Annotated in this window: 18 protein-coding genes; 9 read left to right on the top strand and 9 right to left on the bottom strand. The window is 53.0% G+C overall.

Annotated features, from left to right (window positions below):
- Window positions 1-114: 114 nt before the first annotated feature.
- Window positions 115-504 carry a hypothetical protein gene (locus tag PG062_RS14030; protein ID WP_270752716.1) on the bottom strand — a complete coding sequence of 130 codons (390 nt, stop codon included), beginning with the start codon at window positions 502-504 and terminating at the stop codon, window positions 115-117.
- A gap of 137 nt (window positions 505-641) precedes the next feature.
- Here PG062_RS14030 and PG062_RS14025 point away from each other — a divergent pair, with 137 nt between their 5' ends.
- From PG062_RS14025 to PG062_RS14010, 4 genes are all read left to right on the top strand, one after another.
- Window positions 642-1322, top strand: a complete 681-nt coding sequence (locus tag PG062_RS14025; RefSeq protein ID WP_270752715.1) for a response regulator transcription factor — start codon at window positions 642-644, stop codon at window positions 1320-1322.
- A gap of 9 nt (window positions 1323-1331) precedes the next feature.
- Window positions 1332-2369 (top strand): HAMP domain-containing sensor histidine kinase, encoded by a 1038-nt coding sequence (locus tag PG062_RS14020; RefSeq protein ID WP_270752714.1) that lies wholly within the window; start codon window positions 1332-1334, stop codon window positions 2367-2369.
- A gap of 101 nt (window positions 2370-2470) precedes the next feature.
- On the top strand, window positions 2471-3154 hold the full coding sequence (locus PG062_RS14015; protein ID WP_005942816.1) for an ABC transporter ATP-binding protein: 684 nt from the start codon (window positions 2471-2473) through the stop codon (window positions 3152-3154).
- Window positions 3155-3165: 11 nt separating this feature from the next.
- A complete protein-coding gene (locus PG062_RS14010; RefSeq protein ID WP_456298759.1) occupies window positions 3166-5493 on the top strand; it encodes an FtsX-like permease family protein in 2328 nt (775 codons plus the stop codon).
- Window positions 5494-5887: 394 nt separating this feature from the next.
- Here PG062_RS14010 and PG062_RS14005 read toward each other — a convergent pair whose 3' ends face one another.
- Genes PG062_RS14005 through PG062_RS13980 form a run of 6 tightly spaced genes read right to left on the bottom strand, consistent with a single transcriptional unit; the run spans window position 5888 to window position 15562 of the window.
- Window positions 5888-6769: an SDR family oxidoreductase gene (locus PG062_RS14005; RefSeq protein WP_270752712.1), complete on the bottom strand. Its 882-nt coding sequence runs from the start codon at window positions 6767-6769 to the stop codon at window positions 5888-5890.
- 15 nt (window positions 6770-6784) lie between these two features.
- Window positions 6785-8200: a family 43 glycosylhydrolase gene (locus PG062_RS14000; RefSeq protein ID WP_270752711.1), complete on the bottom strand. Its 1416-nt coding sequence runs from the start codon at window positions 8198-8200 to the stop codon at window positions 6785-6787.
- A 10-nt stretch (window positions 8201-8210) separates the two neighbouring features.
- Window positions 8211-10640 (bottom strand): glycoside hydrolase family 2 protein, encoded by a 2430-nt coding sequence (locus PG062_RS13995; protein WP_270752710.1) that lies wholly within the window; start codon window positions 10638-10640, stop codon window positions 8211-8213.
- Window positions 10641-10653: 13 nt separating this feature from the next.
- The gene (locus PG062_RS13990; protein ID WP_270752709.1) at window positions 10654-13050 is read right to left on the bottom strand and encodes a glycoside hydrolase family 3 N-terminal domain-containing protein; all 2397 of its coding nucleotides are present in this window, start codon (window positions 13048-13050) and stop codon (window positions 10654-10656) included.
- 10 nt (window positions 13051-13060) lie between these two features.
- A complete protein-coding gene (locus tag PG062_RS13985) occupies window positions 13061-14110 on the bottom strand; it encodes a family 43 glycosylhydrolase (protein ID WP_270752708.1) in 1050 nt (349 codons plus the stop codon).
- Window positions 14111-14170: 60 nt separating this feature from the next.
- The gene (locus PG062_RS13980; protein ID WP_270752707.1) at window positions 14171-15562 is read right to left on the bottom strand and encodes an MFS transporter; all 1392 of its coding nucleotides are present in this window, start codon (window positions 15560-15562) and stop codon (window positions 14171-14173) included.
- A gap of 232 nt (window positions 15563-15794) precedes the next feature.
- On the opposite strand from PG062_RS13980, the gene PG062_RS13975 reads away from it, so the two are divergent.
- The 5 genes from PG062_RS13975 to PG062_RS13955 all read left to right on the top strand — a co-directional run bounded on the left by PG062_RS13975 (window position 15795) and on the right by PG062_RS13955 (window position 23771).
- A complete protein-coding gene (locus PG062_RS13975; RefSeq protein WP_270752706.1) occupies window positions 15795-17018 on the top strand; it encodes a helix-turn-helix transcriptional regulator in 1224 nt (407 codons plus the stop codon).
- Window positions 17015-17251 (top strand): hypothetical protein, encoded by a 237-nt coding sequence (locus PG062_RS13970; RefSeq protein WP_270752705.1) that lies wholly within the window; start codon window positions 17015-17017, stop codon window positions 17249-17251. Before PG062_RS13975 ends, PG062_RS13970 begins: the two co-directional genes overlap by 4 nt.
- 233 nt (window positions 17252-17484) lie before the next feature.
- Window positions 17485-20124, top strand: coding sequence for an alpha-L-rhamnosidase (locus PG062_RS13965; protein ID WP_270752704.1), 2640 nt, complete (start codon window positions 17485-17487; stop codon window positions 20122-20124).
- An 88-nt stretch (window positions 20125-20212) separates the two neighbouring features.
- Window positions 20213-21565 carry a family 43 glycosylhydrolase gene (locus tag PG062_RS13960; RefSeq protein WP_270752703.1) on the top strand — a complete coding sequence of 451 codons (1353 nt, stop codon included), beginning with the start codon at window positions 20213-20215 and terminating at the stop codon, window positions 21563-21565.
- Window positions 21566-21575: 10 nt separating this feature from the next.
- The gene (locus PG062_RS13955) at window positions 21576-23771 is read left to right on the top strand and encodes a glycoside hydrolase family 2 protein (protein ID WP_270752702.1); all 2196 of its coding nucleotides are present in this window, start codon (window positions 21576-21578) and stop codon (window positions 23769-23771) included.
- 178 nt (window positions 23772-23949) lie between these two features.
- Here the strand turns inward: PG062_RS13955 and PG062_RS13950 are convergent, their stop codons facing one another.
- Both PG062_RS13950 and PG062_RS13945 read right to left on the bottom strand, forming a co-directional pair.
- Entirely contained in the window at window positions 23950-25185 is a 1236-nt protein-coding gene (locus PG062_RS13950; protein WP_270752701.1) for a MobA/MobL family protein, read from the bottom strand.
- Entirely contained in the window at window positions 25182-25775 is a 594-nt protein-coding gene (locus tag PG062_RS13945; RefSeq protein WP_270752700.1) for a CHC2 zinc finger domain-containing protein, read from the bottom strand. Before PG062_RS13945 ends, PG062_RS13950 begins: the two co-directional genes overlap by 4 nt.
- Window positions 25776-25911: the final 136 nt, after the last annotated feature.

The following is a 25911-nucleotide window of genomic DNA, read 5'->3' as shown; positions in this document are numbered from 1 at the left end:
CACCATTTGACCACTACTGTGCAGTCATACTACAAAACGCAGAAAAAGCCTGTTGTGATAACCAACAATGAGCTTTTTCTTGTTTTGGCGGCAAATGTGCAGAACCAACAAAATTTACGGTTTATCGTTGGTCTGCGCCGACCTGTCGCAGTTCTCCGACCCGGAAGGCCAGAGGTTCGAATCCTCCCGGTCGCACCAAGAGCAGCACCTTATGGGGTGCTGCTCTTTTTGTTTTGCATGGATTTTATGGGGCGGTAAAAGAGTGGATTCGAACAGCCCGTGCCCCGCGTTTTGCGTCCCGCGGGGCAGAAACGCCCCAGTGGGAACTTTCTGTTTTTCGTTGTTTGCATGATGAGCCTGTTCCGCCTGCCACGCGGCAAACTCCCGCTGGCCCTCCTCGCTGTTCCAACAGGCAAGGATGGCCGGGTAGAATGCCCGCGCCAGACGGTCAATGACTTCATCGGGATAAGGGGAAGTGTTTGTGGACTTTTCCTTTTTGTTCAAACGCACGCTCCTTTGGACATCTGTGAACAGCATACCATGTGCCTGATTTCCGTTTCGCACATTGTAATGTTCGCAGAAAAAACTTATAATGCTTTTGAACCTGTAGGACACACAAAACGCGGAAAAGAGAGGGAATCATGAGAAAACTGTTCCTTTTGGAAGATGATCTGAGCCTGATCAGTGGGCTGACCTTTGCATTCAAGAAACAGGGCTTTGCACTGGATACAGCCCGGACGCTGGCAGAAGCCGAGGTGCTGTGGTCGGACAGAAAATATGACCTGCTGGTGCTGGATGTTTCCCTGCCGGATGGCTCTGGCTTCGATTTCTGCCAGAAGGTGCGGCGCACATCCAACGTGCCGATTCTGTTCCTGACTGCTTCGGATGAGGAAATGAATATCATCATGGGACTGGATATGGGCGGGGATGATTACCTGACCAAGCCGTTTAAGCTGGGTGTCCTTTTGTCGCGGGTCAATGCACTGCTTCGCCGTGCACATGCGTCCAGCGCAGGAGAACCCGTACTGGAATCGGGCAGCATCACCGTCCGGCTGTTGCAGGGACAGGCGTACAAAAACGGAATCTTGCTGGAACTGACCGGCGCAGAGTACAAGCTGCTCTGCTTCTTTATGCAGCATCCGAATGCCGTGCTATCCAAGGAACAAATTCTGGATGCACTGTGGGACTGCGATGGGGATTACATTGACAGCAGTGCCTTAACAGTGTACATCCGGCGGCTGCGGATGAAGATTGAGGACGACCCCGGCAAACCGCAGATGCTGCTGACTGTCCGCGGCATGGGCTATAAATGGAATGGGTAAAGGTGTCGTATGAAAGTATTTGCAAACCGGGAGATCCGGAATTTATTCCAAGCCGTGCTGGCGGTCTGGGCGGTGGCATTGGCGCTCACGCAGGGCATCGTATGGCATACGTCGCATGTATTTTCTTTCGGGTTACTATTGGTTTTTCTGCTTCTGGGCGGCTGTCTCTGGGGCGTGCTTTTTCGCTATTTTCAAAGGCAGAGCGCGCTTCTGGAACAGGCAGTCCAGCAAATCCAAAGTTGTCTGGATGGCAACCCGGATGCACGACTGGACTGCGACCGGGAGGGAGAACTTTACCGTCTGTTTCACGCCGTTAATGCATTGGCGGCAGTTCTGAGCGCACACGCAGACAACGAGCAGCGGGAGAAGCGTTTTTTGAAAAATACCATTGCAGATATTTCGCACCAGCTCAAAACACCGCTGGCAGCGTTGAATATCTACAACGGTCTGCTTCAGGACGAAGCTGTTTCGCCATCGGAGGTCAAAGAGTTTGCAGACCTGTCCGAACAGGAGTTGGACCGCATCGAAACGCTGGTGCAGAATCTGCTCAAAATCACCCGGCTGGATGCCGGTTCGGTCGTCTTGGAGAAGAAAAACGAAAATGTTGCTGAAATGGTGCAGGACATCGCGCGGCAGTATCACTATCGTACAGAGCAGGAACAGAAAAAGCTTGTTCTGTCCGGCTCAGAGGCGGTTACACTTTGGTGCGACCGTGACTGGATGCAGGAAGCTGTGGACAATCTTGTAAAGAATGCCCTTGACCACACAAAGAGCGGAGATACGATTCAGGTAGAGTGGAATGCACTGCCGTCCATGGTTCAGATCAAAGTGCGCGACAACGGCAGCGGCATCCACCCGGAGGATCTATACCATATCTTCAAGCGGTTTTATCGCAGCCGCTTCTCACAGGATACACAGGGCATCGGGCTGGGTCTGCCGCTGGCAAAAGCCGTTGTGGAAGCCCATCACGGCACCATTGAAGTAGACAGCGAGCTGGGAAAGGGCACGACCTTTACTCTGAATTTTCCGATTCCTACAAAACTGTAGGCTGGGTGTAGGCTTGCAGTAAGGTTGACGTGTTATCCTTTTCTGCACAGACAGAGAAGATCCGTCTGAATCGAAGGAACCTGCAAAGTGAGGGATACACTATGGAACTATTAGAAGTCAACCATCTCTGCAAGACCTACGGCAGCGGAGAAACTGCTGTCCATGCGCTGAAAGATGTCAGCTTTTCCGTGCCGAAAGGCGAATATGTGGCGGTCGTTGGCGAATCCGGCTCCGGCAAAAGCACCCTGCTCAATCTGATCGGCGGACTGGATACGCCGACTTCCGGCAAGGTGCTGATTGACGGCAAGGATGTTTTTGCCATGAAAGACCGGGAACTGACGATCTTCCGCCGCCGCAATATCGGTTTTATCTTTCAGGCATTCAACCTCATCCCGGAGCTGACCGTGGAGCAGAACATCCTGTTCCCGGTGCTGCTGGACTACCAAAAGCCGGACAGGGCATATCTGGAAGAACTGCTGACCGTGCTGAATCTGAAAGACCGTCGGAAGCATCTGCCAAGTCAGCTTTCCGGTGGGCAGCAGCAACGGGTAGCCATTGGCCGCGCCCTGATGACCCGCCCTTCACTGATTTTGGCGGATGAGCCGACCGGCAATCTGGACACCCAGAACACCAGCGAAGTCATTGCCCTGCTAAAAGAAACATCCCGGAAATACGAGCAGACCATCCTGATGATCACCCACAACCGCAGCATTGCGCAGACGGCAGATCGGGTGTTGCAGGTATCGGACGGCTGCCTGACCGATTTTGGGAGGTGCCGGGAATGAGCAGCACAGAAATGAAAAGCTATCTGAGCCTGATTCCGATTTCTGCCAAGGTACGCAGACGGCAGAACCGCATGACGATTTTGTGCATCGTCATTGCGGTGTTTCTGGTCAGTGCTATTTTCAGTGTAGCGGATATGATGCTGCGCACCCAAATGAATCGCGCAGCAGGAAAAGATGGCAGTTGGCATTTACAGATTGCTGGAATTACACAGAGTCAGGCAGAACAGCTGGCACAGCAGCCGGACGTGGTGTGCACAGGTGCAGGAGCGGTGTTCAATGAGGGCGGAGAAGAGGATTACCGCCTGAACGGAAAACGGGTGGTTCTTTACGGTTGTGATGTGCAATTTCTGCTTGTGAATCGTTCCGTAGCCTTTGCGGGGACTTTTCCGGAACAGGACGGAGAGGTGCTGCTTGGAAAAGGTGCCGCCCGGATTTTTGGTGTGGCAATCGGAGATTCGGTCACGCTGAAGCTGCCGGACGGGCAGAGCCGGACACTGACTGTGACTGGCATCGGCGGTGTGGACGAAAGCTATTACGAAATGCAATTTGCACTGGTGGATATTTATCTGCCGCAGGAGACATTTGAATCGCTTCTGACTGGGCAGGGAGAAGCTCTGCCGCAAACTGTGTACGATCTGCAGTATACCAGCGCTGCCAAGGCGGCAAAAGCTCTGCCGCAGCTACAGCAGCAGTATGGCGAGGATGCCGTGCATGAAAATTTGAATGTGATGGGTTCTGCCGGACAGAGCAACAGCACTGCGTTCCGGACGGTGTACGGCATGGCGGGCGTGCTGTTTGCTCTGGTGCTGCTTGCCGGTGTGCTGATGATCTCCGGTACCATGAACAGCAATGTTGCGCAGCGCACCCGGTTCTTTGGTATGATGCGCTGTCTCGGGATGAGCAAACAGCAGGTCGTTCATTTTGTCCGGATGGAAGCACTCAACTGGTGCAGGATTGCGGTCCCGATCGGCCTTGTTCTGGGGACATTTTCCAGTTGGGCGGTGTGCGGCGCACTGCGGTACGGCATTGGCGGCGAGTTTGCGACAACGCCAGTATTCCGGTTGAGTATGGGCGGTCTGTGCGCCGGTGTTGTGGTGGGCGTAGTAACGGTGTTGCTGGCGGCACAGGCTCCGGCCAAGCGGGCTGCAGAGGTCCCGCCTGTGGCGGCGGCTTCCGGGAGTGAACAGGCGGCAGTTGTGCATCATGCAGCGAATCTTGGCTCCGGTCGGACTGAAACTGCACTGGGCATATACCATGCCACCGCAAGCAAAAAGAATTGGTTCCTGATTACCGCAAGCTTTGCATTAAGCATTGTGCTTGCACTGGGATTTATCGTTATTTTGCAGTTTGCTTCTCTGCTGTTGCCAAGTTTGGCACCATGGCAGGCGGATGTGATATACACCGGTTATGACAACGAACGGGTGCTGCCGGATACCATGGCGCAGCAGTTGCGAAGGATGCCCGGTGTTGCACGTGTATGGGGCTGTACGGGTCTTGTCCATGTACCTGCCAGCAGCGACCGGAACAATGTCGAGCAGGTCACATTCTGTTCGTACGATGACTTTATGCTGGAATCCAGCAAAAGCATGGTGGTCAAGGGAAGAATGGCAAAAAATTCCGGTGCAGACAATGAAGTGATGACGATGTACAACAAAACAAACCCCATCCGTGTCGGGGATACCATCACGGTGAACGGTGTGCCGCTGACGGTCGTGGGCGCATTCTCACAGGGAATATTTTCGGACGATGTGACCATTATTGCGCCTGAAACGCTGTTCCGCCGTGTAGCAGGAGAACAGAATTACAATATGATCGGGGTGCAGCTGGACCGCACCGCCAGTGACGAGACCGTGCTGGCGCTGGCGGCTTTTTCCAGTGATCAGATCGTTGTGCAGGATTTGCGGGAAAGCAACCGGCAGGACCGTGGGACTTATTATGCGGCACGGATCGTACTGTATGGATTTCTTGCCATTATTGGCGGCATTTCCCTGCTGAACATCATCAACAGCATTTCCATGAGCGTGTCGGCACGAATGAAGCAGTATGGTATCCTGCGTGCCATCGGGATGGATGATGCACAGCTGAAACGCATGATCTCTGCCGAAGCTGGCACCTATGCGGTGTCCGGTTTTGTGGTGGGCATTGCGCTGGGTCTTGTGCTAAATCGGAAGCTGTATATCCTGCTCATCACCCATTATTTCGGTGCAGCATGGCAGGTGCCGTGGGGCTGTCTTGCCGTGATTGTCGTAGTCGTGCTGGCGGCTGTGGTGCTGGCAGTATATAACCCGGTCAGGCGAATCCTCATGCAGCCCATTACTGCAACCATCAGTGAATTATAAACCAGAACAACAGATGTCCATCAGCTTATGGCGAAAATCATAGGTCGGTGGGCATCTGATTTATGAAAAGGATTAAATGCTGTTCGCTGATTTTCCCATTGCAAACCGTTGTAAAATATGGTATTTGTCATATGCTCACATCCTTTCTTGATTTTTCCTGTTGCCTCGTGTACCCCATTTGAATACACTTTCCGGAGAGAAAAAAGAGCCCGGAGAACCTTACCGATTTGGTAAGGCCCTCCGGGCTCTTATATATTATCTCTGTTCTATCCGGGCGTAAGGGTACACTTTCCCCGCAAATCTTGATGTGAATTCAATAAAAATTAAATACTGCGCGTAATATCGTCAATCATGCAGTGATCTAAATAATAAAAGAAACCGCGCACATCAAATATCACTGATTGATTTTCAACTTGTTCTGAAAAAACTTCGTGTTATACAGTTTCAGTGCTGCGGGAACATCCAACTGATTTTTGCAGAATCCCAGCGTCTTTTCACAGTTGTGACCCATATCTGCAATCAGCAACAATCCGGAAACAAAGGCGGCCATACCACTGTTAAGGAACAGCAGCGGATCGGCCATCTCCTGTGGGGTGGCAAGGCGTCCTGCGCCGCCGTTTTCTTTGACAAGATTATCCTGCCCGCCGGCCATTTTCTCAAATTCTTTTTTCATGCCGGTGTCGGTGGAGCCCGGCAGCAATGCATTCACACGGATCCCGCGCTTTCCAAGTTCCACGGCTTTCAGCGAGGTGTAGTAGTTCATGGCACGCTTGGAGAGGGTGTAGGCCATAACACCCACGCCATCCTTAGGAGAAACTGATTTCATAAACGCAACCATTTCATCCCACGTCTTGCAGTCCATAACTTTCACATACTCTTTGCGCCATTTTTCCCACATCAGACCACCACAGCTTGTCACATAGGCAATGCTGCCGCCGGACGGAATGCGTTTTTCCAAATAGGTATCGGTCATGTACTTGTTTGCTATAAAATTCACTGTGAACGTCAGCCAGTAACTTGTCCGCGCCCCGGACAGACCCGCCACACCGAAGAATCGGTCAATCACCTGCGGCAAAACGCCAAAGGCCGCATCAATGCTTCCTTTATCGGACAAGTCTGTTTCAACAAAGGCTGACAAGCCCTCTATATCTGCTTTATTGCGATCCAGTGCGTATACCTGTGCGCCCAGTGCCACCAGTTTTTCACACAGTGCTTTGCCGATGCCGCTGGCGGCACCCGTTACAACGCAGACCTTATTTTGATAATCTTCCAGCATGGATTTGTTCCTTTCTCAATGAAACTTCGCGGCGGCCAACGACAGTGTTCCATAGCCCTTCATGCGGAAATAAATGGCACTGATTCCATCAGGGATTGCCAGTTCCGTTGTCTGCCATCTCCACTCGTTCCCTCTTGCCGCCGAAACCGTGCCAATCGGCTCACCATCCGCAGTGAGGAGTACGTCAAAGCCGCCATAATAGCACATACCACGCGTCTTGACCGATACTTTCGTGACATTCTGAAAATTCAGATATTTGAATCCAACTACCGTACCGGGAGTTAAATTGCAGATATAGGCTTCCGGTTTACTTTCACTTTCCGGCATGACATCCGCGCCGTCCTGCGTGATGTACGGGAACGGATTCTGCCCGGCCTCGGCATTGACCTGCGGCGGCTGCGTCATATACAGGTTACAGGCGGCATAGGCGGGCAGTTCACGCAATTCGACAGCCGGCAAGGGAGCGCCGCTCGGTCCGCTTGTTGTGATTTCCACCTGCGGGATACGCCCGTCCGGCAAAATTTCAATCGGTTCCACCATGCCTTGACGGCAGAACATACTGCTGTTCGTGTGGCGATGGTAGAACACATACCAGCGCCCATTTATCTGCTCGATACTGCCGTGGTTGTTGCCCGTAAAATACCGCGCCGTATCACACAAGCCTAAATCGGCATTATCTACCAGCGTGCCGCCATAAACAAAGCCGCGGCAGGGGCTGTCACTGACAGCATAGCACAGTTCATGGCTCAACTCGGACGAGTAGATAAAATAGTACTTATCCCCCACTTTGCGGATGCTGCTTGCCTCGAAAAATGCGTGTCCCTCAAAGCCCGTTCCTTTTGCAGTCTGGGCACCGGGTACAACAGCCGGATAGGTTTGCTCAACAGTCAGCATATCGGACGCAAGGCGATAACAGAGCGCCCCTGTGCGGCCCGGCATCATCGGCGGGCAGAAGCCGCTGTATAGCCATGTGGTTTCCCCCTCGGTCAGCACACCGGGGTCAAATTGCTGCTCATCACCGGGGCGTGCGCCCAAAGTCGTGCCATCTGGGTAATGAACATCCCCGTAATAGGTATATTTCCCTGCGGGGGTATCACAGACAGCCACCGAGATGGCAGAGGTTTCGTTCAGCGCATAATAGAGATAGTAGCGTCCATCCGGACCGCAGGTCACATCGGGGGCGTACAGGCACTGGCGGCCATCCTCGTTATGGGCAGCTTCGGCGCGGGTGTAGATGATGCCCTCGTACTGCCAATCAGTCAAGTCATCCACCGGGGCTGACCAGCATACATAGTCGTTCTGGCAAAAAGCATAGCCGGCAAAGCGGTCATGGCTGCCGTAGACATAGACACGTTTGCCAAACACATGCGGTTCACCGTCCGGCACATACTCCCAGCTTGGGAGATACGGGTTCATTCCGTGATTTTTCATAATTTTCTCCTCATTCAGCGCTCAAATGCAGGATTGCCGGAGCGCAGCCGTCGGCAGTAAAGGTCACAGTCACCGGTCCGGTCTTTTCCGTGCTGCGCAGGACAGCCTGTAAATGACCCTGCCAGCTCTTATGGTGGTGTTGGTCGTAATGCTCAGCATTTTTATAGGCGGCGCTGCCGTAGCCTTGCAAAGATGCCGCACCGACCACCTCGATTTTCACATCATAGTCGGGCAACAGTTTGACGGTGCCGTTTTTATCTGTTACATAAACATCCGCAAAGCAGAAATCCTGTCCGCCCGCGCGCAAAATGTTCTTATCGGTCTTGACGGTCAGCACGGTTTCGGCATCGGCTGTGCGCACCGAAGTGCGGTAGATTTCATGTCCGTCCGCATCATAGCCAACACCCACGAGTTCACCCGGTTCATAAATGCAGGGAATCTTGGCAAAGTAGTCTTTCACCTGTACCTTGCCCGCGCTCTTACCGTTCACAAAAATTTCCACACTGTCGGCATCCGTGTAGGCATCTACAAAAGTCCGTTTTCCCTCATATCCTTCATAAGTCCAGCCGTCTACCGTATCGGTCCAGCGGTAACTTGTGGCAATAGGGGGCTTTCCGTTATGAACAGGCGGCTGGCTGGCAAGGTACAGCGCGTGTACAGGCTTGTCTAAAAAGCCGCCCCAAATAAACTCATAACGATGCAGCGACGGCTCTGCCTGCCCTGTCAAATCCAGCACGCCGCCGTGGTTTGTGACCCACGGGTAGCTTTTGTGTTCCTCGTTTTCCTCATAGTGCAGGTCGCAGCAGTTGATTTCACCCAAGTGAGATTGCAATGTCCAGACAAAATCGCCGATCAAGTAGGGGTGTGTCTTGGCAAACTTCATCGTATCCGGCAGCATGGTATGGCGGGTTTCGGTACCCAGCAGTACACGTTCCGGGTGGAGTTCATGCAATACCTCATACCGATCCTCATAGTAGTTATACCCGGCAATATCCAAATAAGGGTAAAGGTTTTTTGTGGCATCTTCATCCATGCGGATGTAGGTTTCCGGGTAAACCTGCCCTTTCTCGTTGTCAGGCAGATTGTTGACTGCGCTGCGGAAGATGGACGCATAGTGCATCCAATCCGCCTTTTGCCGTTCTGGGTCATCGCGCATCCATTCGTCCTCATCGGTTGTCAGATAAGGCGTACCGTCCAGATATTCCCGCAGCCAATGTACGCTGGGGCATAAAGTGGTCGGACGGGTCGTATCCAGCGCATGGATGGCATCTACAATTTCCTTGCCGACGCGCACGCCCTTTACACCGCCGGCCTCCGGAATTTCGTTGCCGATGGAGTAAATCACCACACTGGGATGATTGTAGGCATCCTGCACCATTGCGGCTGTATCGACCTTAAAGTCCTGCATAAAATATCGGTTATAAGGGGAATTGGGGGACTTCATACGATACCAATAGTCAAACGCCTCATCCATCACATAAAGACCCACTTCATCGCAAGCTTTCATCAGACTGCGGCTCATCGGGTGGTGGGCGCTGCGGATTGCGTTGAACCCGGCCTTTTTGATATTGCGGGCGCGGTGCAGTTCGGTGGCATCATTGTTGATAACGCCGATAACGCCCATATCATTATGGATGCAGCCACCGCGCAAAAACGTCGGTTCCCCATTGATAAGCAATCCACGTGCGGGGTCAATTTCAATTACACGCAGACCAAACGATTCCGTGACCGTGTCAACTGCTTTTCCGCCGCTGTACAGGGTGACTTCGGCAAGATACAGATTCGGATGTTCGGCGTTCCAGAGCTTTGCGTCCGGAATTTCCAGTTCGACCACAGCATGTCCGTCTGCAACAGCCGCTTTGGCGCAAACTACTTCTTTCCCGTTTTTCTCGGCGATTCGCACCTCGGCACAGTCACCGCCGTGGGTCATTACCTCGACCCGCACGCAAGCGGGTGCGACAGACAACGTTGTGACACGCACGCCATATCGTTCTATATAGGCGTCCTCACCCACCAGCAGATGCACCGGGCGGTAAATACCGCCGCCCGTGTACCAACGATTGTGACCGTCCTGCGGCACATGGGCGGTGACTTCAATTGTATTGTCGCCTTCGTGCAGAAGTCCATCCAGTTCCACCGTAAATGGCGTGTACCCGTAAGCTTTTTCGGCGGCGGGGCGGTCATTCACTGTCACCGTCGTCATGCAGTATACACCCTCAAATTCCAGTACAAGGTGCTTATTTATAAGTTCCGACGTGATGTGCAGATTCTTTGTATAGGTATAATCGTTGCCGCGCCAGCCTGCCAGCAGAAACCATGTAAACCCCGGCTCGGTATTGCGCGGGGTGTTGAGCATGGCGTCATGCGGCAGGGTCACATCAAAATCGCGGCCATCGGGGCAGCTGAAATGCCAGCCGGTGTTAAAATCCAATCTTTGCATTGTCAATTTACCTTTACATGATTTTTGTGTCAGCTACAAAGCTGCGATTTTTGCCATCGGGATAAGCATCTCCCACAATCATGAACTCCGCTTTCCCGCGAATATCCTCAGAGGATGCCCCGACCATCAGCTCGACTTTCCCGTGTTCGACTTTCCAACGCATATCGGCATCCAGAAAAGCCAGTTGGCTCATTGGCAGGGAAAGACAGACCGTTTTTTCTTCACCCGGCTGCAGATTCACTTTGGCAAACCCAACCAGTTCTTTAACGGGACGCACCATGCTTGCCGCCACATCATGCACATAAAACTGCACGATTTCTGTGCCGGCTTTATTTCCTGCGTTGCGCACATGCAGCCGCCCTTTCAGTACACCGTCGGCCTGAACAGCGTCTTTTTCCAACTGCAATGTATCGTACTCGTATTTTGTATAACTCAGTCCATGACCAAAGCAGTAGCGTGGCGTGTGCGCTCCATCGATATAGGCGTTTTTCGGCGTGCCTCCTGTCATACTGTAACAGGTATTTGTCGGGTGGTTGTAGTACACAGGAATCTGCCCCTCATGGCGTGCCACGGTACAGGGCAGCTTGCCGCAGGGATTCGCCTTTCCGGTCAGCAGCGCGGCAATGGCCTCACCGCCCTGCGCACCGGGAGCCCATGCCTCCAGTATCGCGTTGCATACGCGGTCTGCCGTATCGCTGCTGATGGGGTGACCGTCAAAGTGAACGCCGACAACCGGCTTGTGCAGCGATTCCAATTTTTCTAGAAAGCGTTCCTGACAAACCGGCAGTCCAATGTGCATGGCATCAATACCCTCGCCCGTTGTGCAGGACGCATTCCAGCCATAATGACCGCCCAAAGTGCAAATCACCAAATCGGCATCTTTTGCGATCTGCAGTGCCGCATCATAACCGCTTTCCTCATTGCCAGCATAGGGGTATCCCTGTGCATACAGAAACTCTGTATGCGGGGCAGCAAGGCGCAATGCCCCCAGCATACTATACGCATCGGGATAGCAGCGCCGTGCCAGCGGCTCGACACCGGGGTTTTCCATAACGACTTCACTTCCCGGATATGTCTTCTGCACCGCATTTTCTGCAGCCGGAGAATCCGCATCGGCCTGGATGCCGGCCATGCTCATCTTAACGCCCAGCGTATTTTCTTTCATGGCCAGTGCCGAATATCCGCCGAATAAGGCACGGACACTGTCAGCGTGCCAGCCGATAACAGCCACCTTTTTTACGCTTTTTGCCAGTGGCAAGACACCGTCGTTTTTCAGCAGGATCATTGACTCCTGCGCGATTTTGCGGTTCAGCGCCGTATCTGCGGGAGTGATTTCCGCCTGTACATTTTCAGCGGGGAAGGGGTTTTCAAACAGACCCAAACGGAATTTCATCGTCAGAATACGCAGCACCGCTTCGTCCAGCAGCGATTCCTGCACAACACCGCTGCGAATGTTTTCTTTCAGTTCATCGTTATAAGCCGCAATGGTCGGAAGCTCTTGATCCATACCCGCTTCCAGCGCAAGGCGTCCTGCATCGGCAGGACTCTCAGCCAGATGATAAATCGATTCCAGCTGTTCCACAGCACTGTAATCCGACACAGTTACACCGTTAAAGCCCATCTCACCGCGCAGCAGATCACGCAGAATTGCCTTACTGCCTGCCGGGACCTGCCCATCAATGGCAGCATAGGAGTTCATTACGCTGTCAAGTTTTCCATCTGTAATGGCTGCCTGAAACGGCTTGGCATAAACTTCGCGCAGTTCACGCGGGGAAACGACTGCCTGTGCCGTATGGATTCCACCCTGTCCTGCCATAAACCCAAGAAAATGTTTGCTGCAGGCACTCATACGATGTTTATCCTGTAAGCCTTTCACATAGGCTGTCCCCATCGCAGCGGCAAGGGTCGGATCCTCACCGTAGGTTTCTCCCATACGACCAAAGCGCGGGTCACGGCAGATATCGAACACAGGAGCCAGCGCATGACTGATTCCCATAGCGCGTCCCTGTCGGGCAATGCAGGCTGCCATTTTCTTCTGCTGCTCCGGGTCCCATGTGGAAGCCTGCCCCAGCCCGCAGGGAAAAGAAGTCGCCGCTGTCACCATCACACCCGTTAATGTCTCGATATGGAAAATTGCGGGGATATGATGTTTGCCGGACTCCATGATTTGTTTCTGCAGCCTTGTAATAAGTCCCGCTACGCTGCCCACATCGTCCAGCATAGTCGCAATCAAAATGCAAACCTGACCGACACCGTAGGGGTTCTGCTTCTCCACCGATTTGCCAAGGAAAGAATCAATGGCATTGTAACATTGAATCTGACCAAATTTTTCATCCAAATTCATCCGTGCCAGCAGGTCACTTGCACGTTCTTCCGGGGAAAGACTGCTATCTTGGTATTTCTGCATCATCGTATTTCCTTTACTCGTAATCTTCCAGTTTCCAGCTGTCCCGCCATTCAATCTTCACATTATCGCCGTCAAAAAGGATGGGAAGCCAAACGTAGTCGGCATTGCGCGTATCCTCTTGCGGCAAATTGGCAAGCAGCGCCCAATCCGCAGGCGTTTTCTCCACGTCCGGATCAAAGAGTCTGTCGTAAAGCGGACCATAATGCGTGTAGTCGTAATCCGGTGCATTCGGCATCCAGCGGTCGGCACAGGCAATGTACAAGTCCTTTTTGTTCGGAACCTTGAATACCGACGAAATCTGGCTGTGAAAGCTCGTTTTTGTCTTGTCACCAATATGCGGGTCACCCTGTACCGTATAAGGACCGTGCCATGTATCAGCCATGGCTGCCTCTGACGGATTCGGGAAATACCCGGTTGTGCCGGAAGTCAACAAATAGTGTTTTCCATGCCGTATAAAATGAGCCGTAGCCTCCCGCACATGGGGCGGTCCTTTGTGGGGAAAATGCGTGGAGTAATAGCCGGTCACATCGGTGTAATCCTCCGTCAAATCGGCGATGATCGTCTCAGAATGTACGCGTTCAAAGAAATAATACGCTTTTCCGTCCGGTGCTACAGCCAAGTCAAAGTCACCCGCACTCATACCAAGTGGGCGCAGTTTTTCCCTCACTATGGTATACGGACCAAAGAAGGAGTCTGCCGTAAGCACTGTTTCGGTCTGCGTCTGGTCTTTCTCCATAATTTTCAGCCAACAGACATATTTTTGGGTTCGTGCATTATAAATGATGTGCGGACGATCCATCATAGAAGTGGGGTGCAGCGAACTGTTCGGGTCATCCGTCACGGGCGGGATGAGCAGACCTCGATCCTCCCAGTTATACAAATCTGTAGATGCGTAATAACGAACGCCCCAGTGCCAGATGCCCGCAGCCTTGTCCGTTTTTTCCTTGTTTTCGCCGTACCAGTAGTACACACCATCAAGATAAATCAGTGAGCCGCCATGTGCTTGAATGCGGTTCCCATTTGTATCCAGCCACACTTGACCGGGATAAAATGCATCGTACATTACTCGTATTCCCTTCTAAAAAGCGGGCAGAGAAGATTCCCTGCCCGCAAAAATAGTGTATTATTCGGCGGCTGCTTCCGTGGTCGCAGCAGCACGAGCCTCAAGATCCTGTTTGATTTGGGGCATCTGCTTATCTACGGTGTAGAAGCGCAGAATCGCAGCAACAACAAGCATGAGAGCCAGCGGAGCAACGGATGCAAGTACACGAATCATCATAATGGCAGAATCGACCTGCACATCCGCACCACCGACATAGCCGGAAGCGCTCATCAAAACGCCCATCAGGAAGCCACCAAATGCACTGCCAATCTTGCCGGCAAGACCGGTCAAGCTGCCCATCGTGCCTTCCATACGCTTAAGGCCTTTCCATTCGTTGTAGTCAGCTACATCGGCAATAAACATATTGAACATCATATTCAGCGGCACGGCACCGGCAGAAACGAGCAGAGCCGCCACAATAAAGAATACCATGTTGCCGCCTGCAAAGAACGTTGCAAGGTAGCCGATGCAGCCTACCAAAATACCGATGACAGACATACCGGCCATACCAAATTTTTTGCGCAGTCCGGGCAGGGCAAAAGCCAGCGGCAATACCAGAATCGTGGTCACCGAGGCAATGCCCATCATTCCAAGGTTTCCGATGATGTACTGCCAGTAGTAAGTGCCGACACCCAAGCCCGTGGCAATGTTCTGTACAAAACGAACCAAGCAGATAATAAGAACCGGGCGGCTTTCCTTCAGCAGAGGCAGCAGGTCTTTCAGATGTGTCTGCTCGCCATTTTTCTCGGAAACGGGGGTGAATTTTTCAGGAATGGTAAGGATGCGCAGCATACCGATTGCGGTCAACGGGATAGCGATCATACCGACCAGACGGCTCCAGCCGACGGCATCGGTTCCGACCTTTGCCATTGCCGTGGGGAACAGAACATTAAATACCATGGCACCGGCCATCGTAAAAATACTGCCGTAACCAACGATTTTAGACTGCTGTTCCTTGTTTTCGAAGGCGCGAACCATGTACACAACATTGTTGGCGTTCAGGAACGTAACGCAGATGGAGTTCATAAAGGTGTACATACAGAAGATCCAGATGCACTTGGCCGCGGTAGCAAAGCTCGTCGGGCAGCTGAACAGCAGCCATGTGGACAGCCACAGGAACAGCATAAAAATCTCATACGGGCGACCCTTGCCCCAGCGGGTTTGCGTGCGGTCGACAATAAAGCCCGCAACTACATCGGTAAAGCTGTCAAAAATTTTGCTGACCATGAACAGTGTGCCCACCAGAGCAGGGGCAAGCTGCAGTACATCGGTACAATAGAACGTGGCATAGCCAAGCATCAGGGTGGACAATGCTACGGAACAGGAACTGGAGTTCCACAAAAGCAGCTTGCCCAAACCGACTTTTTCGGCCTTGCGCTGCTGCTTGCGCGCCAGCTTTTCTTCTTTTGTCATAATGATTTCTCCTTCAACTTGTGTGATAGAGGCTTACCGTGTCAATCGATTGTGGTCTTATTGTATCAGAGGATTCGTCATCTTAACAGGCAAAAATTGGCGCAAGAGAAATATATTTGGCTTCGTTTGCCGGAAAACGCCAATTATCTTCTGCAAACGCTAAATAGCTATTTCTAATGTGGCTGCGTTCTGCTATAATACCGGTAGTAGAAATGCAAAAGGAGGTCTCGCAGTGGACCATGTCTTCACTATCGCCGAAGAACGGCTCAATTTGTTTGCCCGCATGGCGAACAGCGCTTGCGGACTGAGCTTATGGTGCTTTGGGATGAAAAAACAGCTGTACACCTGCACCTGCCCGGCTGAGAAGGAGTTCCGTTTATTTCTGGATTTAGGGCAGTGCCTCGACTATGCTATTGCTCATGGTCCCGAAAGCCATGCTCCCATTTTGATGAGCGACCCTATCGGTATGCTTTGGGTCGCTGAGTGCGTATGGCACGGCGATGATGCCGGCTATCTGGTAATATTGGGACCCGTGTTTGATGCCGCAGCTTCTTGGCAGACTCTTCAAAATTGCTTGCGCGGTATGAATCTGTCGGTGTCCTTGACTGCAACCATTATGGAAAAATTGGAACAGGTTCCGATTTTGCCTTTATCTACGCTGCATCAATATATCAAAATGCTGCATTGGGTTCTCTATGAGGAAACTCTGGATGTAGGGAGTATCCGTCTGCAAAATCGAAGCAACATAATTCCCGATAAGGAAGAGTCCCCCTACCCTTGGGATCCGGACCGTGCCCGCGTGGTGGAAGCACAAATCATGCAGCGAATCCGCGAGGGAGACATTTACTATCCGGATAATCATAAAGGCATGGAACGTTTTGCTGATAAAGATTCCTATAATTTGGGCAATCCCCTGAGGGAAAGCAAAGATACCGCTATTATTTTCACGGCGCTTTGTGCCCGTGCTGCCATGGAGGGCGGGCTTTCCCCCCGCATTGCGAAACAGCTGGAGGTGCAGTACATCCGTGCTATTGAACAATGTACCGACGTAGGGCTGATTGAAGTCAACAGCGCAATGGTATCGGACTTCGTTCACCGCGTCCACGACTGCCGCATGAATCCGGCTCTATCCGATGCTGTTCAGGAGATTTGTGCCTATGTGCATAGCCATCTGACCGATAACATTTTGCTGGATGACATAGCCGCTGCGGTGGGTTACACTTCCTACTATCTGACAAAGAAATTTTACCGCGAGACAGGACAGCGGATGACAGATTACATCAATCACGCCAAAATACAATACGCTTGTGTTCAATTAACCGGAACAGACAAAACGCTGCAACAAATCAGTGAGGAACTGCATTATAGTTCCCGCAGCTATTTTACCGCCGTATTCCGCAAGGTAATAGGATGCAGCCCCACGGAGTACCGCAATAACGGAGGAAACAAACCATGACCTTGACCAGCCATACAGATTTTGCCGCTTTTCTGGAGGCGGTACAGCAATGCCGTGGGGAGGTACTGTTTTGTACCCGGGAAGGCGACAAGCTGAATCTGAAATCCACCCTGTCCAAATATCTGTTCGCCGCGTTAGCCGGGAACGAGGAACTGCTGAGAAAGGGAAAAATCGTGTGCCAGTTTCCACAGGACGAGGAAAAATTGACACACACCCTTTCCGCCTCAATATAAAAGCAAACAGAGAATAAAGGCAGCAGCGCACAATTCCCGCCTTACGGCTTAAGCAGCGCTTCGGCGCTTAGAATTATGCAGTATTGCCAAAAAAATGGTGTTTGCGTATTTTGTTTGGTTTTTTTACCAAAGAAAGTCGAATTAGTATACGTAAACGCCATTTATTTTGTTTTCTGCGCGGAAGCAGCACTTTATACTGTAGGGTATACAATACAGAAAGATGGGTGCTTCCTATGAATCTCTATGCCCTTTCCGTGAATCATCGTGTGAACCCTCTCGGCATCAACTCTGCCGAGCAGCCCTATTTTGGTTGGAAACTGAAAAGTGAAAAACCGAACACGATGCAAGCCGCATATCGCTTACGGATCTATGCAGACGATACGGTTTGCTTCGACAGTGGGCGGGTGGAAACAGCATGCAACGCTTTTGTTTGCGGTCCCGATCTTCTGCAACCGCAAACATTCTACCGCTGGGCAGTGACTGTATGGGATAATCATGGCGAAAACACCACCGCCGAAAGCAGCTTTGAAACCTCGCTGTCTTCCAATGAATGGAAAGCCGATTGGATGCGCACACCCCGCGCCTATGTGCAGCGCAAAAAAGGGTTCGGCACACAGCCGCCGGCCACGCTGTTTCGTCGCGCGTTTACTCTTAGCGCTGCACCCCGCCGTGCGCGGCTATATGCCACCTGCCTTGGAGTTTACCGCCTGACCGTAAACGGAAAACGCCCCGATATGCGGGAGTTTGCCCCGGAACACACATCTTACAAGGGTTTGTTGTGCTTTCAGACTTACGATTTAACGGCACTTTTGCATATCGGCGAAAATGTACTGGGCATGGAAGTCGGCGACGGCTGGTATTGCTGCCCGCAGACGCAGCCGCCCATTGATGGCTTGCAGCCCGACCATACGGTGTTGTTCCAACTTGAAATTGAAAATGCCGATGGCACACACACCCGTATTTGCTCCGACGAAGGCGTGCTGACACACGAGAGCGCTGTGCGTGCCTCGGATATTTTTGATGGAGAACTCTATGACGCGCGTCTGGCCTTGCCCGGCTGGGATATGCCCGGTTTTACTGCTGCTGACTGGCTGCCCGCTGTCAAAGATACAAAGCAGAGCGATTCCGTTTTATACCCGCAGTTTGACGACCCGGTGATCTGCGTAAAAGAATTGCCCGCACAGGGTGTTTATACCAGCCCCAAGGGCGAGACAATCGTGGATTTTGGACAGGTCGTCGCGGGTCGTGCCCGTGTGACTGTGGATTTGCCGACAGGTGCCGCAGTGACGTTAGAACATTTTGAAGCAGTTGACGCAAAGGGAAACTATTTCAACAACATCGACAGTGCAATGGGCATAACCGAGCAAAAAGACGTGTTCATTTCCGATGGTATGCCGCAAACATTTGAGGCGCGGTTCACTTTTCACGGATTCCGTTATCTGCGTGTCAGCGGGGTGGAAAATCCGCTTGCCGAGCAATTTGTGGCTGTCGTTCTTTCTACCGAAAAAACAAATGCCGGAACCTTTGAATGTTCCAATGCAGATTTAAACCGCTTATACCAAAACACGCGCTGGAGCCAGTGTGCGAATATGCTGTCCATTCCCACCGACTGTCCCCAACGCGAAAAGGCGGGATGGACCGGTGATATCTCTTTGTATGCCAAAACCGCCTTGCTGAATGAGGATGTCACGCCGTTTCTGACCCAGTGGCTGCGATCCCTGTGTGTGGACCAGCGCGAAAACGGCTCGATTCCCTTTACGGTTCCGGATGTGTCTATCTATCACTATGCCGGCATTCAGATGGGGGAGCAAACCGGATGCGGCGGTCCCGTGTGCAGTGCCGGTTGGGGTGATGCTGCCGTGACGGTGCCAATGGCCATGTACGAAGTCACCGGCAATACCTGCATCCTTGAAAAGCAGTATGACAGCATGAAGGGCTGGTGCGACTATGTTATCAGCCGTGCCCGTATTCACGCACCGAACAGCACCCTGCCCGATGAAGTGGAAGAACATCTGTGGGACACCGGATTCCAGTTTGGTGAGTGGCTGGTGCCCAGCCTTGCCGGAGCACCTCAAGAGCAGTTATTCACCACAATGGCTATAACTTCTGCCTATACAACGCCGATTTTCGGCTGGCTGGTCGTCCACAAAATGGCACAGGCTGCCGCCGTTTTAGGGCGCGAAGAGGATGCTGTTCGGTATCAGGAAGAAGCCGACAAGATGAAACGCGCGATCCGGGCAGCACTTATTACGGCAGACGGTGTTTTAAGGTATGAACGGCAGGGTGCCTATGTGCTGATGTTGGTCTTTGGGCTTGTGCCGGATGCATGGGTGGACAAATTCGGTACAAAACTGGCAGAAATCATTCACGCAAACGGCGACCGCCTTGACACAGGATTTTTGCCCACGCCCTATTTGCTGGATGCGCTCTGCATCGGCGGGCAGCGCGAACTCGCCTATACGCTTTTGTACCAGACAGAGTCTCCGTCGTGGCTGGCGCAGGTAAAGCGCGGTGCCACTACAATTTGGGAAAGCTGGGAGATGTATCAACCCGATGGAACGCCTAAAAAAGAGAGCTTCAATCATTATACCTACGGCACGGTAGACGATTGGATTTTCCGCACCATCGGCGGCGTAGACCAAGAGGATACAGGCTATCGGCGGCTTATGATTCATCCTCAGCCGGACAAAAGCTTGACGTGGGCCAAGCGCAGCTTTGAAACGGAGAATGGAACCGTATATGCGTCTTGGAAACGTGAAGGCGGACAATTCATCTTAACCGCCGACATTCCCTGTAATACCACCGCCAGAATCATTCTGCCGGATGGCACACAGCATACGGTCGGCAGCGGTCACTATACATTTAATTGTTAAGGCAACACCGCACGGTAACCACGGTGCACCCGCCATGATCCAACAGCTGAACGCCGCATTGAATAAAATCAAGAAAGAGGGATGAACAATGAAGAAGGTTGCGCTTTCACTTGATAGCTCGTTGAAAGAGATTTTTACCTATGAAGAAAGCCGCGCAGTGTTTGACAAATTCCTGCCCGGTATGCGCACGATGGCAGAAAAACAGCCCGCAGCACTGGGCTTCTCCGTTCGTAAAATCCTGCAATTTTCGGGCGGAGCTATCCCCGACGAAGCTGCCGACGCGCTGGACGCAGCCCTGTGTGCGCTCGAACTGTACAGTGCCGAGCCGGAAATGTCCGACACGCCGCTGACCCCCGACGGGGCTGAGGTCGTGCCGGAACCTCCCCGCGACGCCATCTACCCCGGCAAGGTCTGGCGCGACACCAACGGTCGCCGCATCCAAGCCCACGGCGGCGCACTGTATTACGACGACGGCGTCTACTACTGGTATGGCGAAAACAAGGATCACACCGACGGCAAATGCCCGGTCTGGACATGGGGAATGCGCGCCTACCGATCCACCGACTTGTGTAACTGGGAAGATTTGGGCTTGTTCATCCAGCCCGACCTAACCGACAAGGATGCGCCGCTGTATCCCACGTCCCGCGCTGACCGCCCGCACATTGTCAAATGTGCGTACACGGGCAAGTATGTCTGTTGGATCAAGCACTGCGGTGACAATGCCTGCTTTACGGTCTTGCAGGCCGACAAATTCTTAGGTCCCTATGAAATTGTCAAAGCCCACTACCGCCCGTTTGGCTGCGAGGTCGGTGACTTTGACATTGCCGTTTGCGGCGATACGGCGTACCTCTATATGGACGCAAACCACAACGGTCAGCTGACGATGCGCCTGACGCGGGACTTCTTGGAGGCGGAAGAAAAAATCTGCTGGCAGTACGAGGGTCTGCACGCGCCGTTCAGCCGCGAAGCGCCGGCTGTGTTTGAGCATGGCGGCAAGTGGTATATGCTGACCTCCGGCATGACCGGGTATGTGCCGAACAAGAGCGACAGCGCCGTGTCCGACGCGCCCGACAGGCCGTTTGTGAGCATCGGTGACCCGCACGCAGATGACGCGAGCCATGCGTCCTTCAACAGCCAAATCTCGCAGGTGTTCAAAGTTCCCGGTAAGCGCGACCTCTACATTGCGCTGGCTGACCGCTGGGTGCCGGACTACCCCGTGGATGCTAAACTGGCTGATCTGCTGGAGCGCTGCACCGCACAACGCTTTGACCCCGAACACTACAAGGCAACGTCCGAAGAAATGCAAACCATGATGCAAAGCCCGATGCTGACCAGCGCCAATACTTCCCGCGCCAATTACGTCTGGCTGCCCATCACGTTTGAGGAAGGCAAGCCGAAGATCCACTGGCGCAACAGCTGGAAATTGAGCGATTTTGAATAAGGAGTTTTGTATGCGCAGCACATTGAATTTCAATTCCCATTGGCAGTTCACAAAACCCGGCGCGGCACCGGTGGCTGTGACCCTGCCCCACACATGGAACGCCGCCGACGGCACCGACGGCGGCAACGATTACTTCCGCGGGACCTGCACCTATACCAAGGAATTTGCCGCCCCCGCACACGCCGACGATGAGGAGGTCTGGCTGGAATTTGAGGGTGCCGCCATGACGGCAGTCGTCACCTTGAACGACCAGCAGCTGACCCGCCACGCGGGCGGCTATTCCACCTTCCGCGTCAACCTGACCCCCGCGCTGGCTGCGCAGAACACGCTGACTGTGACCGTGGACAACAGCGCCAACCGCACGGTGTACCCGCAGAAAGCGGACTTTACCTTCTATGGCGGGCTTTACCGTGATGTACATATCCTTATTGTACCGCACAGTCACTTTGCGCTGGGTAACCACGGTGCGCCCGCCCTGCGCGTGACGCCGGAGATGTCTGACGATTTGCACAGTGCCGCCGTCACGGTGGAAGCCACCTGTGAGAACACCCCCGACGGCACCGAGGTGCTGTTTGCCATCGAGGGTGTCGGGGAGCAGACCGCCGCCGTGCAGGGCGGCAAAGCTGTGACCGTGTTCCACATGGAAAACGTCCACCTGTGGGACGGCGTGGCGGACCCGTATCTGTACAGCATCGCCGCTTCTCTGCCCGACGGTGACGCCGTGGCGGTCAACTTCGGCTGCCGAAAAATTGATTCCAAACCCGATACAGGCTTCTGGCTCAACGGCAGAAATGTCCGCCTTGTGGGCGCAGCGCGGCATCAGGACCGCGCAGGGATCGGCAATGCGCTGACCGCCGCTGAGCATGAGGAAGATATGCAGATTTTGCGGGATATGGGCGCCAACACCGTGCGCCTTGCCCACTACCAGCACGCGCAGTATTTCTACGATCTATGCGATAAGTACGGTCTTGTCGCGTGGGCAGAGATTCCCTACATCACCGAGCATATGCCCGAAGCCACCGCCAACACGCTGAGCCAAATGGAAGAACTGGTGCTGCAAAACTACAACCATCCGTCCATTATCTGCTGGGGCTTATCCAATGAGATTACCGTCACTACCGGCGTAACAGAAGACCTGACGGCGAACCATCGCCTTCTGAACGACCTCTGCCATCGCCTGGACGCCACCCGCCCCACCACAATGGCGCACGCTTTTATGTTGGACCCCAACGACTCGTTTGTGCAGCTGCCCGATATTTGCAGTTATAATCTCTACTACGGCTGGTACTTGGGTGAATTGCAGCAGAACGATGAATTTTTTGACACGTTCCACAAAAACCACCCCGACCGCGTCATCGGTCTGTCGGAGTTCGGCGCGGACGCAAACCCCGCCTACCAGAGCGCCCGCCCGGAGCGCGGCGACTGGTCGGAAAGCTACCAAGCCGTCTACCACGAGCATATGCTCAAAATGTGGTCGGAGCGCCCTTACATCTGGGCGATGCACGTCTGGAACGGCTTCGACTTCGGCGCGGACGGTCGCGGTGAGGGCGGCAAGCCCGGTCAAAACCAGAAGGGTCTTGTGACCTTCGACCGCAAGACGAAGAAGGACGCTTACTTTATTTATAAGGCATATTTGAGCAGCGACCCGTTTGTGCATCTCTGCGGACGCCGCTACGTCCACCGCACCGAGAGCCAGACGGAAATCAAGGTCTACTCCAACCAGCCCCGCGTCACGCTGTTTGTGGACGGCAAAGAGTTTGCCGCGCAGGACGGCGACAAGATTTTTAAGTTTATCGTGCCCATCTCCGGCACGCACGAAATCAAGGCCGTGGCGGGCAGCTGCACCGACTGCATGACAATCACGAAGGCAGACAAACCCGACCCGACCTACCGCGCCGAGGGGCAAGTCGAAAACTGGTTCGATAAGCCGGAAGAGCTTATGAAAGAGGGCTATTACTCCATTATGGACTCAATGGAGACTCTGCAGAAATCTCCTGCTGCCAGCAAGCTTCTTTCTTCCCTTATGGTTAAGGCATCCAACGCCTATGGGGATGTTGCAAAAAATGTAAAAATGCCGCCGGAGATGGAACGTCAGATGGCACGCACATCTTTGCGCTCCATTCTGAAGCAGGTTGCAAAGTCCATCACCCCCGCAGATGTGCAACAGTTGAATGCGGCACTCAATAAAATCAAAAAAGAGAGCTGATCCATGTAGAACGTCCGCAGCGTATCGTCATGCTCCGACTTGTATTTCTGTCTGGATTTTTCAAAACGGATACTTCCCAGCTTATCCGCAACCGGTTTTCCATCGACATAATACTGTGCCATGCGCAGCAGCTCGTCCAGTTCCTTGATGCGGGATTGCTTTTCCCCGGCAGACGCTTTCATTGCGCTAATGCTGTTCTGCATGGAATGGAGCGCGGTATCCAGATCATCGGTGGTAAAAAGCTGCTTCGCCTGCAAAAGCGGAACGTATCCGCATACCGCTGTAAGTTGGCTATCTTGGCTTTTGTGCTGTATGCGCCTTTATTACGGTTATTGTAATAGGTCATCAGCAGATCGTTCAGCATGGGCGGCTGCGGCTTGGAGAGTTCTTCCTTAACCGCTTTCAGCCATTTCAGCAAAGAGGCGATTTTATTCTTTACTTCCCGCAGCATGGCGTTGGTTTTGCGAACCCAGCGGTTGAAGTCGCCCTTGTCGGTGCGGATGCCCTTCGCTTCCATTGCTCGGACAGACGGTCCCTCGTGGACGGTAGGAATCTGTTCAATGCCTTGTCGTTCATAGCTGCGGTGGTCGATCCGGCAATCCAAATCTTTCTCCGAAAACTTCGCGTTGCACAGATCAGCCCACGCCTGCCGCCAATGCTCCAAGGTTTCAGGACTGCCCCAATCGGTGGTCGGCACAGCGTTGAATACATAGTTGCCTGCCTCATCCCGGATGCGCTCACCATGCTCGTCCAGCACATATTCCCGCCGCTGCTTGTTGCCCCATCTGCCGTGTTCGTCCAAAGGGCGAATGGGACACATGACATGAAAGTGCGGATTGAAAATGCCGACGTCCTCCTTGTCGGGAGAATGAACAGCAAAGTCCACCACCATCCCTCGGCTCACAAAGTTCTCCAACAAAAATTGCCTTGCCAGAGCGATATTCTCCTGCATGGAAAACTCGCTCTGCAAGGCAATGTCAAAGCTGTACGCAAGCTGCGCTTTCTTTCCGCGTTCGGCTTTCTCCACCGCGTTCCAGAGGGTTTCACGGTCTGCATACTCCGATGGCGCATGAGAGGGCAAAAGGAAACTGCCGTCAGTGCGGAGCGTCCCGTTCTGCACATGAATTTCATCCGGCTTTGGCGGAAAACTCCCCGTGTGAGCTGCCAGCTTCATGATCTCCACGATGTTGGAAATGGTGCGTGGAATGTTCCTTGCGGCGCAGCACTCCAGCTCGGCGTAGATTTTCTCTTTCAGCAGCAGCGGGTCTGTCAGCCGTCCGTCCGATGTGAAAAATGCGTTGTCCGCATAGATGAGCTTGTTCTTTGATAGAAATTCCCGGCAAAAAGCAGCCTCATTGATGTCTTTGCCATCGAACCATGCTGGAATATCCAGCCCGGCATACTTCTTGTTCACGCTGCATCCCTCCCATTGATTTTTTCCTTGAGCTTGTCCAACCGACCATCTGCAAGCAGATAACTGACCACCTCGGCACGTTCGTGAGAATCACCTGCGCACAGAATGTCCAGATAATATTCCGTTTCATCGAGCTTGTGACAGGCTTCCATGAACCGTGCGTGAACAGGCTCGTCAGGTGACTGCGGCGCATACCGCACCTTCCAGTCCCGCATCACACGGGCATAATCGGACAGAACAGCAAAGCACAGCCGCTCGTTTTCCATGAGCTGCTGTGCTTCTGTTTGCTGTCTGCGTTTTTCAAGGATTTCCTTTGTCGGCGGTCTGTCCGTGTCAATGCCGAAGTCTGCTGCAAGCCGCTGGGCAGCTTCGTAAATCGGCAAACCAAAAAAGTTGGCGGCAAAGCCGATCATATCCCCATGTGCGCCACAGGCAAAACAATAATAATGATCGTCTGCCACGTATAGGCTGGGATGGCGGTCGTTATGAAAGGGGCAGAGGGCTTTGCCCTGCCGATTGACAGATACCCCATACCGTTCCGCAGCTTCCCGACAGCTCACGTCATATTTGACGGTTTGAAAAAGGTTCATGCTGTATCCTCCGTAAAATAGATTCAAGAGGCTGTTTCTTCACCTCTCTGTCTGTTTTATGTTCAGATTCTTTGCGGACAGGCGGATGGCATGACAAGTTCATTTCAAAAAACATGACAGGTCTTTTCGTGTTCAT

The sequence above is a fragment of the Gemmiger qucibialis genome, from assembly GCF_027689445.1.
GTDB lineage: Bacteria > Bacillota > Clostridia > Oscillospirales > Ruminococcaceae > Gemmiger > Gemmiger qucibialis.
This window is presented reverse-complemented; position numbering and strand designations above follow the sequence as displayed.

Bases quoted from the DNA above. Each gene is read 5' to 3' on its own strand.
- PG062_RS14025 (WP_270752715.1), top strand. From the start codon at position 642: ATGAGAAAACTGTTCCTTTTGGAAGATGATCTGAGCCTGATCAGTGGG.
- PG062_RS14020 (WP_270752714.1), top strand. From the start codon at position 1,332: ATGAAAGTATTTGCAAACCGGGAGATCCGGAATTTATTCCAAGCCGTG.
- PG062_RS14015 (WP_005942816.1), top strand. From the start codon at position 2,471: ATGGAACTATTAGAAGTCAACCATCTCTGCAAGACCTACGGCAGCGGA.
- PG062_RS14010 (WP_456298759.1), top strand. From the start codon at position 3,166: ATGAAAAGCTATCTGAGCCTGATTCCGATTTCTGCCAAGGTACGCAGA.
- PG062_RS14005 (WP_270752712.1), bottom strand. From the start codon at position 6,769: ATGCTGGAAGATTATCAAAATAAGGTCTGCGTTGTAACGGGTGCCGCC.
- PG062_RS14000 (WP_270752711.1), bottom strand. From the start codon at position 8,200: ATGAAAAATCACGGAATGAACCCGTATCTCCCAAGCTGGGAGTATGTG.
- PG062_RS13995 (WP_270752710.1), bottom strand. From the start codon at position 10,640: ATGCAAAGATTGGATTTTAACACCGGCTGGCATTTCAGCTGCCCCGAT.
- PG062_RS13990 (WP_270752709.1), bottom strand. From the start codon at position 13,050: ATGATGCAGAAATACCAAGATAGCAGTCTTTCCCCGGAAGAACGTGCA.
- PG062_RS13985 (WP_270752708.1), bottom strand. From the start codon at position 14,110: ATGTACGATGCATTTTATCCCGGTCAAGTGTGGCTGGATACAAATGGG.
- PG062_RS13980 (WP_270752707.1), bottom strand. From the start codon at position 15,562: ATGACAAAAGAAGAAAAGCTGGCGCGCAAGCAGCAGCGCAAGGCCGAA.
- PG062_RS13970 (WP_270752705.1), top strand. From the start codon at position 17,015: ATGACCTTGACCAGCCATACAGATTTTGCCGCTTTTCTGGAGGCGGTA.
- PG062_RS13965 (WP_270752704.1), top strand. From the start codon at position 17,485: ATGAATCTCTATGCCCTTTCCGTGAATCATCGTGTGAACCCTCTCGGC.
- PG062_RS13960 (WP_270752703.1), top strand. From the start codon at position 20,213: ATGAAGAAGGTTGCGCTTTCACTTGATAGCTCGTTGAAAGAGATTTTT.
- PG062_RS13955 (WP_270752702.1), top strand. From the start codon at position 21,576: ATGCGCAGCACATTGAATTTCAATTCCCATTGGCAGTTCACAAAACCC.
- PG062_RS13945 (WP_270752700.1), bottom strand. From the start codon at position 25,775: ATGAACCTTTTTCAAACCGTCAAATATGACGTGAGCTGTCGGGAAGCT.